A 15,255-nucleotide genomic window follows, 5' to 3' on the forward strand; every position below is an offset into this window, starting at 1 on the left:
CGGACCCCGTTCCGGGACGCCGAGGCGCCCCGGAACGGGAAACGGCTCATCGGGCGACGACGTCCAGGTACGGCCCGGTGTGGAAGTACTCACTGGCACGGCGCGGGTTGTCGATGCCGCCGAACTCGACGAAGAAGTCGGTCACCTGATCGAGCCACTCGGTCACCGTGCCGTCCTTGTAGCGGGAGACCCATTCCTGGCTGGTGAACACCCGTTCGGCCTCGTACTGGGCCTTGAGCTGCTCCAGGCTGACGTTCTGGTAGTAGTTCTGCTGCAGCGTCGCCAGGGCCTCGTCCGGGTTGTTGACCAGGTGGTCGTTGGCGGGCACCCAGCCGCGGATGATCTTCCTGATGACATCCGGGTTGTTGCGGTAGAACTCGCCCCGCGCGGCCCAGCCGCCGACGATGGCCGCCTCCGGGTAGTATTCCGAGGCATCCACCAGCATGCGGGCCTCCGGGCGCTGCTCCTGCACCTGGACGTTGAAGGGAACCCACAGGGCCACGGCGGACACGGCGCCGGAGATGAACGCGGTGACCGCGTCGCTCATGCGCTGGTTGATGATCTCCACGTCGTTCTCCGGGTCCAGCCCCGCCTCGGTCAGGGCCTGGTGGAGAAAGACATGGGCGGTGGTGCCCTCGGTGGTGGCGATCTGCTTGCCCTTGAGATCCTGGATGTCGTTGATGCCGGCCTCGGGATCGGCCCAGAGCTGCGCCGTGGCCAGCTCGACGTTGTTGATGAGGAAGACCTCCCCCTGCCCCCGGGCGGGGAAGTTGGAGACCACCGCGCCGGTGGCGAGAACGTCCAGGCTGCCGCCCACCAGGGCCTGGAAGAGCTCCAGCCCGGTGGTGAACTGGGTGAACTCCATGTCCAGCCCCTCGTCGCGCCAGGTACCCATGTGATCGGCGAGCCAGATCTGGCCGTCGACAGCAAGGGTATGCAGATAGCCGACCCGCACGGTCTGCCGGGACTGGGCGAACAGCGGCGGTACGCCGCCGACGGCGTACAGCGAGGCACCGGCACCGACGCCTTTCAGGAAGTTACGGCGTGTCGTGGAATTGCTCATGGCTTCTCCTCCTCACGATGGGGCGCTTGCTACGCCTGTTGTGTTCTTGCGGCCGTGGCCGAGCGGGCCTGGTCCTCCTGGGCGGCGTACTCCCGCATGACCATGTCGCGGACCTCGCTGCGCAGCTCGGCGAACTCCGGTGCGTCGCGCAGGGCTTCCGTGCGCGGGAACGGGAAGGGCACCTCGATCACCCGGCGGATGCGGGACGGGCGCGCGCTGATCACCAGCATCCGCGACGACAGGTAGAGTGCCTCCTCCACCGAGTGCGTGATGAGCATGACGGTCTTGCGCACCTCGCCCATGACGTTGAGCAGCAGGTCCTGCATGGCCGTGCGGGTCTGGGCGTCCAGGGCCCCGAAGGGCTCGTCCATGAGCAGGAACTGGGGATTCACCGCGTAGGCCCGGGCCAGGGCCAGGCGCTGGCGCATGCCGCCGGACAGGGTCTTGGGGTAGGCCTTGCGGAACTCGGCGAGCCCCATGAGCTCCATGAAGTGGTCCACGGTCCTGCGCCGTTCGGCGGCGCTGACACGGTTGGCCTTGAGCTTGAGGCCGAAGGCGATGTTGTCCTCGACGCTGAGCCACGGAAAGACGCCATAGTCCTGGAACATCATGCCGCGCTCGGCCCCGGGCCCGCGTATGGGCTCGCCGTCGAGGGTGACCGTGCCGGCGCTCGGCTGCATGAAACCGGCCACCATGTTGAGCATGGTGGTCTTGCCGCAGCCGGAGGGGCCGACCAGCGAGATGAAGTCGCCGTCACCCACCGAGAACGAGACGTCGTCGACCACCGTGAGGGGGCCGTTGTCGGTGTCGAAGGTCTTGCTGACACCGTCGAAGACAATGCGTGTGTCACTGCTCGTCATGCCGCCCCCTCTAGTCGTTGCGTTCCTGCCAGCTCAGCAGGCGTCGTGTCAGCCTGCGCAGCGCGAGATCCATGGCCAGCGCGATGAAGCCGATGCAGATGATGCCCATGTAGATGGTGTCCAGCTGGAAGTACGCGGAGGCGTCCTGGATCACCGCGCCCAGCCCCTCCTGCGCCGCCACCAGCTCGGAGGCCACCAGGGTGGCCCAGGCGACCCCCAGGGCCACCCGCAGCGCCGTCAGCGCGTGCGGCACGGCCAGCGGAATGATGACCCGGTAGAAGATCTCGAAGTCCGACGCGCCCAGGGTCTGCGCCACGCGGATGTACAGCGGCGAGATCTGGCTGATGCCCTCGTACATGACGATGACGCTGGCGAAGAACGCGGCATAGAAGAGGATGACGACCTTGGCCGTCTCGCCGATGCCGAAGTAGACGATGACCAGCGGAATGAGCGCGATGGGAGGCAGCGCCCGGAAGAAGTTGATGAGCGGGTCCATGAAGCTGCGCAGGCCCTTGTACCAGCCCAGCAGGAAGCCCACCGGAACCGCGCAGGCGGTTCCCAGCGCCACACCCACGAACACGCGCTGGGTGGACATGTACATGTCGATGAGCAGCTCGCCGCGGCTGAGCATGTCCCAGAAGCGCGCGGCCACCTGCCCGGGCGTAGGGATGAGCCCGGGCTCGAAGAACCCCGAGTAGCGGATCGCGTACCAGAAGGCCAGGACCATGAGCCACGGCCCCAGGAACATGGCGACGCGCCGCAGCCACCGCATCACCGGCACGGGCCGGGAGCGGCGGTGCGGTGCCTGGTCGCGGGCGGCCGAGCGCTCTGCGTTCCCGTGGCCTGCGGACGGGCTGACGGTCATGGGCAACTCCTCCTCTCCCTGCACCGCCGGCGATCTGTCGTCACCTCGATGGCAGCGCTAACATTACATTGTTATTCGTTTCCGTCGCCTCTCCGGGCGGCGCGTTTCGTCATCGGATTCATGCCGGCTCCGCTGTTCCGGATCGGCCGGACATGCAATGAATGTTAGCGCAAACATTTAGCAACCGGACAAGCGCGCTGTCAACCGGAAATGCCACCGCGGTTGTCAGCGCTGCCCGGCGAGGAAAGCCGTGAGCATGTCCGCCACCAGCGCGGGCTGCTCGACGCACGGCAGATGTGCGGCTTCGGGGATGATACGGATGCGCGCGTCGCGGATTCTCTCCACCAGCGCCTCGGCGGCGGAGACCGGTGTCCCGGGGTCGTCCTCGCCGACGATCACCAGGGCGGGGACGTCGATGGCCGCGGCCATGGGCTCGAGATCCATCTCCGCGATGGCGTCGCAGCAGCCGGCGTAGCCGGTGGGCGAGGTGCGCAGGAACATGTTGCGGATACCGGCGACCGTGGGCGTATCGCGGAAGGCGGCCGTGAACCAGCGCTCCATGGTGCCGTCCGCCAGGCCCTCGAGCCCCTCCGCGCGCACCTGGCGGGCGCGCTCCCGCCACATTTCGGGCTCCGGCATGCGCATGGTGGTGTCGCACAGCGTCACGCTGGCCAGCCGCTCGCCGTGGGCACCGGCCAGCTGCTGGCCGACCATGCCGCCGATGGACAAGCCGCAGAAGTGCACCTGATCCAGCTCCAGGTGGTCCAGCAGGGCAATGCAGTCGTCGGCCAGGCCGGCCATGCTGTAGGAGCGCGGGGGCGCGGTGGTGAGACCATGGCCGCGCATGTCGTAGCGCAGGATCCGGTAGCGGTCACCCAGCCGGGCGGCCATCGCGTCCCACATGCGGAAATCGGTGCCCAGGGAGTTGGCGAACATGATCACCGGGGCATCGGCCGGGCCTTCCAGGGCGTAATGGATGACGCCGTCGTCGTTGTGCAGGAATTGCATCGTCGTCTCCTCTACTCATCCGGATCGGCAAGCGGCGGCCGCACCGGGGGAAGGTCGGCGAACTCCCCCGGGCGCTTCTCGGCGTTCGCCCGCAGGGCTTCCCGGATCTCGTCGTGCTGGAGCATGCTGGCGTTCCAGACCCCGACGTAGTCAAGCGTCTCCGCCACCGAGTGATCCCGGGCGTGGTTGGCCATGCGCTTGCAGCCGTGGATGGCCAGGGGCGGCTTGGCGGCGATCTCCCGGGCGATGGCGAGGACGCCTTCGAGCATCTCGTCGTGCCCGCCGTAGACCCGGTTGACCAGTCCCGCCGCCTGCGCCTCCGCAGCCGGCATGCGCCGGCCCGTGTAGGCGAGCTCCCGTGCCACACCCTCGGGCATGAGCTTGAAGATGCGCGGGAACGTGCCGACGTCGGCGGTCATGCCGATATTGATCTCGTGGATGGTCAGGAACGCATCCTCGGTGGCGTAGCGCATGTCGCACGCCGTCACCAGGTCCACGCCGCCGCCGATGCAGCCGCCCTGGATAGCAGCGAGCACGGGAATCCGGCAGCGCTCCAGGCAGGTGAACACCTCCTGCATGCCGCGCACGGTGTCCTGGAAGCGCAGCCCCGCCTGGCGCCGGGTCACGGGATCGTCGGCGTCCGCGGCGATGGCATCGAATACGGCGAGATCCAGCCCGGCGCTGAAGTGCGGCCCCGTGGACGAGATCACGATGACCCGCGCGCGGGCGTTGTCGTCGATGTCCCGGACGATTTCCGGCAGTTCCCGCCAGAACGCCGCAATCATGCTGTTGCGCTTGTCCGGCCGGTTGAGCACCACGTGGGCGACCCGGTCGGTAATGGTGACCTCGAAACAGGTGTAGCTCATGCCCGCATTCCCCGTCGTCGTATCATGGGTCAGTAGCCGCGCAGCCGGGCGAAGCGGTCCGCATGATGGCGATCATCGCCGTAGGTCTGCTGCGCAGCCCGCGCGCGCTTGAGAAACAGGCCGATATCGAACTCGTCGGTCATGCCCATGCCGCCGTGCAGCTGAACGCCCTCATTGGTGGCCAGCTCCGCCACCGTGCAGGCGCGGGCCTTGGCCACGCTGCACAGCGCCTCGGCCTCGGCATCGTCCTCGTCCAGGGCGGACAGGGCCGCCAGGACCGCGGATTGCAGCAGCTCGATCTCGCTGAACAGCTGCGCCATGCGGTGCTGCAGGGCCTGGAAGCTGCCGAGGGTGACGCCGAACTGCCTGCGCTCCCGGAGGTACTGCAGGGTCCGGTCCATGGCCTCCCGGGCAATGCCCAGGAGCTCCGCCGCCAGGTGGGCGTTGGCCACGGCCAGCACCCGGTCCAGCACGTCGGCGCCCTCGTCGACGTGCCCGAGAACGGCCCCGGCCGGCACTTCCACGTCGTTGAACCGCACCTCGGCCGCCCGGCGGCTGTCGACGGTCACCATTGGGACGATCTCCACGCCCGGCAGCCCCGGCTCCACCAGGAACAGCGTGATGCCGTCGCGGCCCCGGCATTCGCCCGAGGTCCGGGTGGTAACGATCAGCCGATCGGCCACGTGGCCGTCGATGACGAAGGACTTGCAGCCGTTGATGGTGTAGCCGGCACCGTTGTATTCCGCCCGGGTGTGCACGAGCTCCGGCCGATGGCGCGGGCGCTCGTCCACCGCCAGGGCGGTGAGCAGCTCGCCGGCGGCCATGGGCGCGAGGAGCTCCTGCTGCTGCGCCTCGGTGCCCGCGTGCACCAGGGCGCATGCGCCGACGATGGCCGTGGCCAGCAGGGGCGACGCCGTCAGCGTGCGCCCGGCCTCCTCCTGGATCTGGCCCATGCCCACGTGGCCGAAGTCGAAGCCGCCGTGGGCCTCGGGGATCAGCGTGCCGGCGAAGCCCTGCTCCACCATGGCCGCCCAGGTGGCGCGGGAGAAACCGTCCGGGTCGCCCTCGTCACGCAGCCGCCGCATGGCGCTGACGGGGGCGTTCTCCTGCAGGAACCCCCGGGCGGAATCCTTGAGCATCTGCTGCTCTTCGGTGAGTACCAACGTTGCCATGCCTGTTCCCTACCCGAGCCCGAGGATGTTGCGGGCGATGATGTTGAGCTGGATCTCCGAGGTGCCGCCCTCGATGGAATTGCCCTTGGAACGCAGCCACTGCCGGGCGAGGGCGCCGTCGTGCCCGTCCTTGCCCTGCCACAGCAGCCCGTCGCTGCCGTTGAGCGCCATGAGCAGCTCGTGGCGGCGCTTGTTGAGCTCGGTGCCGTAGTACTTGAGCATGGCGGAGCTGTTGCCCACGCCCTGGCCGGCCCTGGCCTCGGCGCGCGCGCGCTCGGCGGTGAGCTCGAAGGCCCGGGCGTCCATCTCCCAGCGCGCGACCTCGCCGCGCAGGAGCTCGTCGGCGAGCCTGCCGTCCTCCAGGCCCACGGCCTCCACGGCCTGCTCGCCCACGGTCCGGGCGCCGGCGGCGGTGCGGCCGAAGCCGCCGATCATCTCCCGCTCGTGGGTCAGCAGGTACTTGGCGATGGTCCAGCCCTGGTCCACCTCGCCCACCACCTGGTCCTTCTCCACCCGGACGTTGTCCAGAAAGGTCTCGCAGAACGGCGAGCTGCCCGAGATGAGCGTAATGGGGCGGGTGCTGACCCCCGGCGTGTTCATGTCGAAGAGCACCAGGCTGATACCCGCCTGCTTCTTGGCATCCGGGTTGGTGCGCACCAGGCAGAACATCCAGTCCGCCCGGTCGGCGTGGGAGGTCCAGATCTTCTGGCCGTTGACGATGAAGTGATCGCCCCGATCCTCGGCACGGGTCTGCAGCCCCGCCAGGTCGGAGCCGGCGCCCGGCTCGCTGTAGCCCTGGCACCAGCGGATCTCGCCGCGCACGATGGGCGGCAGATGCTGGCGCCGCAGGTGCTCCGGCCCGAAGCGCAGAATGGCCGGGCCGATCATCCAGATGCCGAAGCTGTGCAGCGGCGGCCGCGCCCGGATGCGGTCCATCTCCTCGCGCAGCACCCGGGTCTCGTCCTTGCCCAGCCCGCCGCCGTACTCCGCGGGCCAGTCGGGCGCCGTCCAGCCCCGCTCGGCCATGCGCTCCAGCCACAGGCGCTGATCCGTGCTCTTGAAGGTCCACTTGCGCCCGCCCCAGCAGACATCGTCATCGCCGGTCATGGGCGTGCGCATGCTCGCCGGGCAGTTCGCCTCCAGCCACGCCCGGGTCTCCCGCCGGAAGGTCTCCAGGTCGCTCATGTGCCGTGCTTCTCCTCCTCTTGCTTGTCCCCGGAGCATGCCACGGCCGGGCACACCCGGGCCAGCGAGCGACCGCGCCGCCGTGGCGGGCGGTGGGACGGCAATGCGCGGTGCCCGGGGGTGGCGGACGAACCGCGATATTGTCTCGCGGCCGGCACGAGGCGACACTGCACGCAGGGTGCTTCCCTGCCAGTCGAATAATGAACCGGAGGAGGAGAACATGCGCGGATTGATGATGGACCGGCCGCTTCTGATCTCGCAGATCATCGAGTATGCGGCCAGCAATTTCCCGGACCAGGAGGTGGTCTCCCGGACGGTAGAGGGCGATCTCCACCGCTACACCTACGGCGATGCCGCCCGGCGCACCCGGCAGCTCGCCCGCGCGCTGCAGAAGCTGGGCGTGGGCGAGGCCGACCGGATCGCCACCGTCGCCTGGAACACCTACCGCCACCTGGAGATCTACTACGCCACCTCGGGGATCGGCGCCGTCTGCCACACCATCAACCCGCGGCTTCCGGCGGACCAGTTCACCTATATCGTCAACCACGCCCGCGACCGCTTCGTGTTCGTGGACCTCACCTTCGTGCCCCTGCTGGACAAGCTCAAGGACCAGCTGCCGGAGGTGGCGGGCTACGTGATCATGACCGACCGCGCACACATGCCCGAGACCGGCCTGCCGAACGTGCACTGCTACGAGGACCTCATCGCCGACGAGCCCGGCGAGTTCGAGTGGCCGGACCTGGACGAGAACACGGCCTCGTCGCTGTGCTATACCTCCGGCACCACGGGCAACCCCAAGGGCGTGCTGTATTCCCATCGCTCGACGCTGCTGCACTCGCTGTTCGTCCTGTCCATCCCCGGGCTGACCATGGACGAGGACAGCGCCATGCTCCCCGTGGTCCCCATGTTCCACGTCAACGCCTGGGGCGTGCCCTATTTCGGGCCCATGGTCGGCGCCAAGCTGGTGTTCCCCGGGCCGCGCCTGGACGGCGAGAGCCTGGCCGGGCTCATGAACAGCGAGGGGGTCACCGATGCCTGGGGCGTGCCCACGGTCTGGCTGGGCCTGCTCGCGCACATGCGCAGCGCCGGCGAACGCTTCCACACGCTCCGGCGCGTGCTCATCGGCGGCTCGGCGGCGCCCCGTGCCATGCTCAACGAGTTCAAGGAGAGCTACGGCGTCGAGGGCCTGCAGGGCTGGGGCATGACGGAGATGAGCCCCATCGGCACCGTGTCGCTGGTGCGGCCGCAGGACCGGAACCTGTCCGCGAAGGAGCAGCTGGACATCAAGTGCAAGCAGGGCCGCGCGATGTTCGGCGTGGACATGAAGATCGTCGATGACAACGGCGAGCGCCTGCCCCACGACGGCAAGGCATTCGGCGAGCTGCTGGTGCGCGGGCCGGCCGTTCTGTCGGGCTACTATGAAAACCCCGAGGCGACGGCCAAGGCCTTCGACGACGAGGGCTGGTTCCGCACCGGCGACGTGGCGAAGATCGACCCGGACGGGTACATGGAGATCGTCGACCGCACCAAGGACGTCATCAAGTCCGGCGGCGAGTGGATCAGCTCCATCGACCTGGAGAATGCCGCCGTGGGCCACCCGGAGATCGCCGAGGCCGCCGTGATCGCCGCCCGGCACCCGAAGTGGGACGAGCGCCCGCTGCTGGTGTGCGTGCGCGAGGAAGGCTCCGGCGTGGACAAGAACGGGGTCCTGGACTACCTGGCGCAGCACGTGGCCAAGTGGTGGCTGCCCGACGACGTGGTCTTCGTCGAGGAGCTGCCCCACAGCGCCACGGGCAAGCTGCAGAAGGCCAAGCTGCGGGAGGACTTCAAGGACTACACCCTGCCCACCGCCTGAGCGGGCGGGGTGGGCGCCCGCCGGAACCGCCGGTCCGGGGCACGAAAACGGTGCAGGCCCCCTGTCCGTGGCCCCGGAACGGTGCACTAGGGAAACGCTGAACCATTCACACGCGCTTCTGGCCGAGCGGCGCAGCTGCAGGCAAGGCGCGCTGCGCAGCGCTGTACTGGCGGTACAGTCAAGCAGCGCAACGCCGACTGCGGCTGTGCCGCTCGGCCCCGCAGGGCGCGCCGCAGCGGTGCTCTGGCAAGGCGGCGTTCGCCGTGAATGGCCGTCGCCCTTTACAAGAACGCCAACGCAGTCCAGAGCACCGCTGCGGCGCGCAGAAGCACGCGGGAATGGCTCAGCGTTTCCCTAGCGCTCTTTCTGCCGCGGTCGCCCGGAAAATCCGGGCTTTGCTGTTGGCGCACCCGCCTCCGTTCGGTAGTCTCGATCATCACTATCCCGCACGACAGCGCAGAGCAGCCGCATGGCCGTCGACTGGCAGGCATACAGGAACCAGGACTTCTACGACGAGCTCGTCGACTCCAGAGGCCGCATCCGCGCCCCCGCCCGCGAGCTGATGACCTACCTGGACTCCCTGTCCACCGAGGAGATCCGGGAGCGGCAGCGGGCCGCCGACCTGGCGATCCTGGAGATGGGCATCACGTTCACGGTGTACTCCGAGGGCGAGAACATCGACCGCTCCTGGCCCTACGACATCATCCCCCGGATCATCGACGCCGCCACCTGGAACGAGGTCGACGCCGGGCTGCGCCAGCGGGTGAAGGCGCTGAACCTCTTCATCGCCGACATCTACGGCGAGCAGGCGGTCATCGGCGACGGCGTCTTCCCCCGCGCGCTGCTGGACAACTCCGCCAACTTCCGCCCGGAATGCGTCGGCATCAAGCCGCCCCAGGGGGTGTGGGCGCACATCTGCGGCTCCGATCTCATCCGCGATCACCAGGGCCGCTTCATGGTGCTGGAGGACAACCTGCGCGTGCCCTCCGGCGTGTCCTACATGATGGAGAACCGCGTGCTCACCAAGCGGGTCTTCGGCGAGCTGTTCGAGAACACCAGCATCCAGCCCGTGGGCAACTACCCCACGCGGCTGTTCGACATGCTGGCGGCGCTGTCGCCCCGTCCCATGGACTACCCCGAGGTGGTGGTGCTCACCCCGGGCATCTACAACTCCGCCTATTTCGAGCACTCGTTCCTGGCCCAGCACATGGGCGCCGAGCTGGTGGAGGGCAAGGACCTGGTGGTGGGCGGCGATGACTGCGTGTACATGCGCACCATCGACGGGCCGCGGCGAGTGGATGTCATCTACCGGCGCATCGACGACCTGTTCCTGGACCCGGAGGTCTTCCGCAAGGATTCCGTGCTGGGCGTACCGGGCCTCATGCGGGCCTGGAGCAAGGGCAACGTCGGCCTGGCCAACGCCCCGGGCGCCGGCGTCGCCGACGACAAGGTCGTCTACGCCTTCGTTCCCGACTTCATCCGCTACTACCTGGGCGAGGAGCCGATCCTGCCCAACGTGCCCACGTACCGGTGCTACCTGGACGACGAGCGCGACTACGTGCTGGAGCACCTGGACGAGCTGGTGGTCAAGCCGGCCAACGAATCCGGCGGCTACGGCATGCTCATCGGGCCGTCGGCCACGAAGAAGGACCGCAATGCCTTCGCCCGGCTCATCCGCAAGGACCCGCGCAACTACATCGGGCAGCCCCTGGTGCGCCTGTCCACGGTGCCCACGGTGACCGACGGCCAGGTGGAGCCGCGCCACGTGGACCTGCGCCCGTTCATCCTCCAGGGCGACGACATGTACGTCACCCCGGGCGGCCTCACCCGGGTCGCCCTGCGCCGCGGGTCCACGGTGGTGAACTCCTCCCAGGGCGGCGGCAGCAAGGATACCTGGATCGTCGACGACAGCCGGAAGGACACTTCGTGATGCTCTCGCGGGTCGCCGAACGCGTGTACTGGATGGGGCGCTACCTGGAGCGGGCCGAGAGCACCGCGCGCCTGGTGAGCGCGTACTCCAACGAGGCCATGGACCTGCCCCGCAGCCGCAGCCCGAGCTGGTACAGCCTCGCGGATATCACCGGGGCCAGCGACGCCTTCGCGGGCCACTACAAGAACTACGACGAGCGCAACGTCATCAAGTTCCTGCTCGCGGACACGTTCAACCCGGGCTCCATTCTCACCTCCGTGCGCGCGGCCCGGGAGAACGCCCGCACCACCCGGGAGCTGCTGCCGGCGGAAGCCTGGGAGAACATGAACCGCCTGTACCTCTACGTCAGCGAGTACGTGCAGAAATCCCTGGCGCGCCGGCACCGCTTCGACTTCCTGCATACCGTGATCTTCCGCTGCCAGCAGCTCTCCGGCCTGCTCGACGGCACCATGAGCCACGACTCCGCCTACGATTTCGTGCGCCTGGGGCAGAGCCTGGAGCGGGCGGACATGACCACGCGCATCGTCGACAGCGCCGTGGCCATTCTCCTGCCGCAGCAGGACGAATCGGGCGAGTACGACAATGTCCTCTGGGTGAACGTGCTGCGCTCGCTGTCCGCCCTCCAGATGTACCGCCAGCACGTCCATCCGCGGGTGGTGGGCCACGACGCCGTGCGCTTCCTGTTGCAGGATCACTACTTCCCGCGCTCGGTGGCGTACAACATCGCCGTGGCGGAGAGCTGCGTCAAGGCGCTGCCGCGCAGCGACGCCCCGCTGCTGCGCGTCGGCCGCCTGCAGCGGCGCATCAACGAGGCCCAGCCCCGCGAGATGCGCATGGAGGACCTGCACGCCTACATCGACACGCTGCAGGGCGGCATCGGTGCCATCCACGAGCAGGCCGCCGAGGTGTGGTTCCGCATCCAGCCGGAGACGGCCGTTTCCGCCGACTGACCCGCAATGCACGACGGCGCCCATCACGTTATGCTGACGCACGAGTAGCTGCGCCACGGAGCATCATGTCTGCCATCCCGCAGTCCCCGCTTCTGGACGCCTACCGGCGCCGTGCGGGCCCTTCCGACGAGATGTTCTCCTCCCGGGGCGAGGTGAACGGCGTCTGGCAGTACGTCGCCGAGGCCCTGGACACCCTCGGCATCGACACCCTGCGCCAGCGCCACGAGCAGGCACGGCGCCTGCTGCGCGAGCGCGGCGTTACCTATAACGTCTACGGCGACTCCCAGGGCGTGGAGCGCAGCTGGGACCTGGACCCGATCCCGGTGCTCATCGGCAGCGACGAGTGGGCCCAGCTCGAGGCCGAGCTGCAGCGCCGCGCGGAGCTGTTCAACCTCATCCTCAAGGACCTCTACGGCCCCCAGGAGCTGCTCCGCCGCGGCCTGCTGCCGCCGGAGCTGGTCTACGCCCACGGCGGCTTCCTGCGCCCCTGCTACCCGTTCGACCCCGAGCCGGCCCATCCCCTGACCCTCCATGCCGTGGACCTGGCGCGCACGCCGGAGGGCCGGATCCACGTGGTCGCCGACCGCACCCAGTCGCCGTCCGGGGCCGGCTATGCCCTGGAGAACCGGGTGGTCATGAGCCGCGCCATGCCGAGCCTGTTCCGGGAATCCCACGTGCACCGGCTGGCGCTGTTCTTCCAGAACCTGCGCAGCAGCCTGGCCGCGCTGGCGCCGGAGCGGGACCGGGACGAGCCCAACGTCGTCGTGCTCACGCCGGGGCCGCTCAACGAGACCTACTTCGAGCACTCGTTCCTGGCCAGCTACCTCGGCTACACCCTGGTCGAGGGCGGCGACCTCACCGTCCGCGACGGCCGCGTGTGGCTGCGCTCCATGGGCCGCCTGGAGCCGGTGGACGTCATCCTCCGCCGGCTGGACGAGGACTACTGCGACGCCCTGGAGCTGCGCTCGGACTCCCTGCTGGGCGTGCCGGGGCTGGTCGAGGCGGTGCGGCGCGGCCGCGTCGCCGTGGTCAACCCCCTGGGCTCGGGCATCCTGGAGAACCCGGCGCTGAACGCCTTCCTGCCCGGGATCGCGCGCCATTTCCTGGGCCAGGAGCTGGACCTGCCGGGGCTGCCCACCTGGTGGTGCGGCGATCCCGACAGCCGCGAGCATGTCCTGGCGCACCTGGGCGAGCTGGTGATCAAGCCCGTGGACCGCCGCTCCGGCGAGCCGACTACCTTCGGCGGCGCCCTGGACCGGGACGGCCGCCGCCAGCTGGCCGAGCGCATCCGCCGCAACCCGCACCAGTTCGCGGCGCAGGAGCAGGGGCGCTTCTCCTCGGTGCCCACCCTCGGCCGCGACGGCCTGGAGCCGCGCTCGGCGGTGCTGCGCACGTTCCTGGTCGGGCGGCCGGACGGCTACGCCGTCATGCCCGGCGGCCTTACCCGGATCGCCCCGGGCCCCGACGAGGTCAATGCCTCCAACCAGGCCGGCGGCCTGTCCAAGGATACCTGGGTGGTCGCCTCGGAGCCCGTGCGCGAGGCCTCCCTCCTGGCCACCGAAGAGGGCGAGGACGCGCCCACGGACCGCTCCGCGGCGCTGCCGCCGGCGGCCACCGAGAACCTGTTCTGGATGGCCCGCTATGCGGAGCGCGCCGAGCACGGGCTGCGGCTCATCCGGCTCATCTTCGACCGCCTGCACACGGTCCGCGACGACGAGGACCCGCTGGACCGGTCGTGCCTGGAACAACTGCTCATGGCGCTGACCCGGGTGACGGCCACCGGTCCCGGCTTCCTGGACGACGCCACGCTGCGCGGCGACCCGGTACCGGAGCTGCTGTCCGTTCTCAACGATGGCGCACGCACCGGCTCGGTGGCCTTCAACCTGCATGCCATGCTCGGGGCCTCCCACGCCGTCCGCGACCGGCTGTCCCGGGACATCTGGCGGGTCCTCGGCACCATCCGCACGCGCCTGGCCGAGGGCCGCAGCGCCGAGCCGGGCGCGGAGCTGGACGAGGTGATCACGCTCCTGGCGGCCCTGCGCGGGCTGCAGGAAGACACCATGGTGCACAGCCAGGCCTGGAGCTTCCTGGAAATGGGCCGCTGCATCGAGCGCGGCCTGCTCACCAGCCAGTTCCTGCGGGCCACCATGGTCACGGCCCGGGATACCGGGGACGACGCCCGGGTTCCGGAGGCCGTGCTGAGCCACCTGGAGAGCATCAACGCCTACCGGCGCCAGTACCACGAGCGGGCGCGGGTGCTGCCGGTGCTCGACCTGGTGCTGCTCAGCGAGACGAATCCGCGCTCGGTGGGCTACCAGCTGGCCCGACTCAAGCGGGCGCTCAAGGCCCTGCCCTCGACCAGCGGGGACGAGCGCCTCAGCGCCCAGGAGCGACTCGTCCTGGAGGCGCACACCGCGCTGCGCCTGAGCGATCCGGGTGCGCTGGCCGCGGGCCGTGAGACGGACGACTACCGCGGCGAGCTGGACCAGCTGCTGGTCCGTATCACGCATCTGCTCGACCGCGCGTCCCGGAGCCTGGGTGCGGCCTACTTCACCGACCCTGTGGGCCCGCGGCCGCTGGGGCCGGCGAGTCCCGAGACCACGGAATCGGCATGACGCGCTATCGGGTCACGCACCGGACCGACTACACCTACCCGCAGGCCATCACCCGCGGGTACAACGAGGCCCGCCTGGCGCCACGGGCCACGGCGGCCCAGCGCGTGCTGCGCCACGAGGTGACCATCCACCCGTACCCGGCCTACCACTCCGAGCGCACGGACTACTTCGGCAACGGCGTGCTCCACTTCACCATCCAGCACCCGCACAGCCGGCTCACCGTCACCGCCGTCAGCGAGGTGGAGCTGGTGCGCCCGGCGCCGGAGCTGGGCCTGGAGACCAGCGTGGCCTGGGAGCAGGCGGTGTCGGCCACCCGCGAGGACCACTCCCCGGCGGGACTGGATGCACGCCAGCACCTGCTGCCGTCGCCGCTGGTCCCGCACCTGCCGGAGATCGGCGACTACGCCCGCGCCTCCTTCACCACGGGCCGGCCGGTGGCCGATGCCGTCGCGGATCTCATGGGCCGGATCTACACCGATTTCACCTATGACCCGACCGCCACCACCGTCACCACGCCGCTGGACCGGGTTTTCCGCGAGCGGCGGGGCGTGTGCCAGGATTTCGCGCACCTGGCCATCGGCTGCCTGCGGGCCATGGGGCTGGCGGCGCGCTATGTGTCCGGGTACCTGGAGACGGTGCCGCCGCCGGGCCAGGAGAAGCTGCGCGGGGCGGACGCCTCGCACGCGTGGTTCGCCGTCTATGACCCCCGTCTCGGCTGGCTGGACTTCGACCCCACCAACAACGTGGTGCCCGTGGACCAGCACGTCACCACCGCCTGGGGGCGGGACTACGGCGACATCTCGCCGCTGAAGGGTATTATCTTCGGGGGAGGACAGGGCCAGCAGAGCGAGGTGGCCGTGGACGTAGAACGCCTGGATTGAGGGAG

Annotated in this window: 12 protein-coding genes; 5 read left to right on the plus strand and 7 right to left on the minus strand. The window is 69.4% G+C overall.

Going from position 1 to position 15,255, the window contains the following annotated elements; all coding sequences use genetic code 11:
• Positions 1 to 46 precede the first annotated feature (46 nt).
• The 7 genes from QWY84_RS02535 to QWY84_RS02565 form a co-directional block, all read right to left on the minus strand.
• The gene (locus QWY84_RS02535) at positions 47 to 1,063 is read right to left on the minus strand and encodes an ABC transporter substrate-binding protein (RefSeq protein WP_290200876.1); all 1,017 of its coding nucleotides are present in this window, start codon (positions 1,061 to 1,063) and stop codon (positions 47 to 49) included.
• 29 nt (positions 1,064 to 1,092) lie between these two features.
• On the minus strand, positions 1,093 to 1,923 hold the full coding sequence (locus tag QWY84_RS02540) for an ABC transporter ATP-binding protein (RefSeq protein WP_290200877.1): 831 nt from the start codon (positions 1,921 to 1,923) through the stop codon (positions 1,093 to 1,095).
• Between the two features lie 10 nt (positions 1,924 to 1,933).
• Positions 1,934 to 2,788 carry an ABC transporter permease gene (locus tag QWY84_RS02545; protein WP_290200878.1) on the minus strand — a complete coding sequence of 285 codons (855 nt, stop codon included), beginning with the start codon at positions 2,786 to 2,788 and terminating at the stop codon, positions 1,934 to 1,936.
• A 225-nt stretch (positions 2,789 to 3,013) separates the two neighbouring features.
• Complete coding sequence (gene pcaD / locus QWY84_RS02550; protein ID WP_290200879.1) at positions 3,014 to 3,796, minus strand: 3-oxoadipate enol-lactonase; 783 nt, start codon at positions 3,794 to 3,796, stop codon at positions 3,014 to 3,016.
• An 11-nt stretch (positions 3,797 to 3,807) separates the two neighbouring features.
• Positions 3,808 to 4,662, minus strand: coding sequence for a crotonase/enoyl-CoA hydratase family protein (locus tag QWY84_RS02555; RefSeq protein ID WP_290200880.1), 855 nt, complete (start codon positions 4,660 to 4,662; stop codon positions 3,808 to 3,810).
• Between the two features lie 29 nt (positions 4,663 to 4,691).
• Positions 4,692 to 5,834, minus strand: a complete 1,143-nt coding sequence (locus QWY84_RS02560; RefSeq protein ID WP_290200881.1) for an acyl-CoA dehydrogenase family protein — start codon at positions 5,832 to 5,834, stop codon at positions 4,692 to 4,694.
• Positions 5,835 to 5,843: 9 nt separating this feature from the next.
• Positions 5,844 to 7,019, minus strand: a complete 1,176-nt coding sequence (locus QWY84_RS02565) for an acyl-CoA dehydrogenase family protein (RefSeq protein WP_290200882.1) — start codon at positions 7,017 to 7,019, stop codon at positions 5,844 to 5,846.
• A gap of 220 nt (positions 7,020 to 7,239) precedes the next feature.
• Here QWY84_RS02565 and QWY84_RS02570 point away from each other — a divergent pair, with 220 nt between their 5' ends.
• From QWY84_RS02570 to QWY84_RS02590, 5 genes are all read left to right on the plus strand, one after another.
• Positions 7,240 to 8,874, plus strand: coding sequence for a 3-(methylthio)propionyl-CoA ligase (locus QWY84_RS02570; protein WP_290200883.1), 1,635 nt, complete (start codon positions 7,240 to 7,242; stop codon positions 8,872 to 8,874).
• A 469-nt stretch (positions 8,875 to 9,343) separates the two neighbouring features.
• Positions 9,344 to 10,804, plus strand: a complete 1,461-nt coding sequence (locus tag QWY84_RS02575; protein WP_290200884.1) for a circularly permuted type 2 ATP-grasp protein — start codon at positions 9,344 to 9,346, stop codon at positions 10,802 to 10,804.
• A complete protein-coding gene (locus QWY84_RS02580) occupies positions 10,804 to 11,754 on the plus strand; it encodes an alpha-E domain-containing protein (protein WP_290202665.1) in 951 nt (316 codons plus the stop codon). Before QWY84_RS02575 ends, QWY84_RS02580 begins: the two co-directional genes overlap by 1 nt.
• 65 nt (positions 11,755 to 11,819) lie before the next feature.
• Positions 11,820 to 14,369 (plus strand): circularly permuted type 2 ATP-grasp protein, encoded by a 2,550-nt coding sequence (locus tag QWY84_RS02585; RefSeq protein ID WP_290200885.1) that lies wholly within the window; start codon positions 11,820 to 11,822, stop codon positions 14,367 to 14,369.
• Positions 14,366 to 15,250, plus strand: a complete 885-nt coding sequence (locus QWY84_RS02590; protein WP_290200886.1) for a transglutaminase family protein — start codon at positions 14,366 to 14,368, stop codon at positions 15,248 to 15,250. The genes QWY84_RS02585 and QWY84_RS02590 overlap by 4 nt, the downstream gene beginning before the upstream one ends.
• Positions 15,251 to 15,255: the final 5 nt, after the last annotated feature.

It is taken from the genome of Aquisalimonas lutea (assembly GCF_030409225.1).
GTDB lineage: Bacteria > Pseudomonadota > Gammaproteobacteria > Nitrococcales > Aquisalimonadaceae > Aquisalimonas > Aquisalimonas lutea.

Coding starts and splice junctions, on each gene's coding strand:
- QWY84_RS02535 (WP_290200876.1), bottom strand. CDS start 1,063: ATGAGCAATTCCACGACACGCCGTAACTTCCTGAAAGGCGTCGGTGCC.
- QWY84_RS02560 (WP_290200881.1), bottom strand. CDS start 5,834: ATGGCAACGTTGGTACTCACCGAAGAGCAGCAGATGCTCAAGGATTCC.
- QWY84_RS02565 (WP_290200882.1), bottom strand. CDS start 7,019: ATGAGCGACCTGGAGACCTTCCGGCGGGAGACCCGGGCGTGGCTGGAG.
- QWY84_RS02590 (WP_290200886.1), top strand. CDS start 14,366: ATGACGCGCTATCGGGTCACGCACCGGACCGACTACACCTACCCGCAG.
- QWY84_RS02555 (WP_290200880.1), bottom strand. CDS start 4,662: ATGAGCTACACCTGTTTCGAGGTCACCATTACCGACCGGGTCGCCCAC.
- QWY84_RS02585 (WP_290200885.1), top strand. CDS start 11,820: ATGTCTGCCATCCCGCAGTCCCCGCTTCTGGACGCCTACCGGCGCCGT.
- QWY84_RS02540 (WP_290200877.1), bottom strand. CDS start 1,923: ATGACGAGCAGTGACACACGCATTGTCTTCGACGGTGTCAGCAAGACC.
- QWY84_RS02575 (WP_290200884.1), top strand. CDS start 9,344: ATGGCCGTCGACTGGCAGGCATACAGGAACCAGGACTTCTACGACGAG.
- pcaD (WP_290200879.1), bottom strand. CDS start 3,796: ATGCAATTCCTGCACAACGACGACGGCGTCATCCATTACGCCCTGGAA.
- QWY84_RS02570 (WP_290200883.1), top strand. CDS start 7,240: ATGCGCGGATTGATGATGGACCGGCCGCTTCTGATCTCGCAGATCATC.
- QWY84_RS02580 (WP_290202665.1), top strand. CDS start 10,804: ATGCTCTCGCGGGTCGCCGAACGCGTGTACTGGATGGGGCGCTACCTG.
- QWY84_RS02545 (WP_290200878.1), bottom strand. CDS start 2,788: ATGACCGTCAGCCCGTCCGCAGGCCACGGGAACGCAGAGCGCTCGGCC.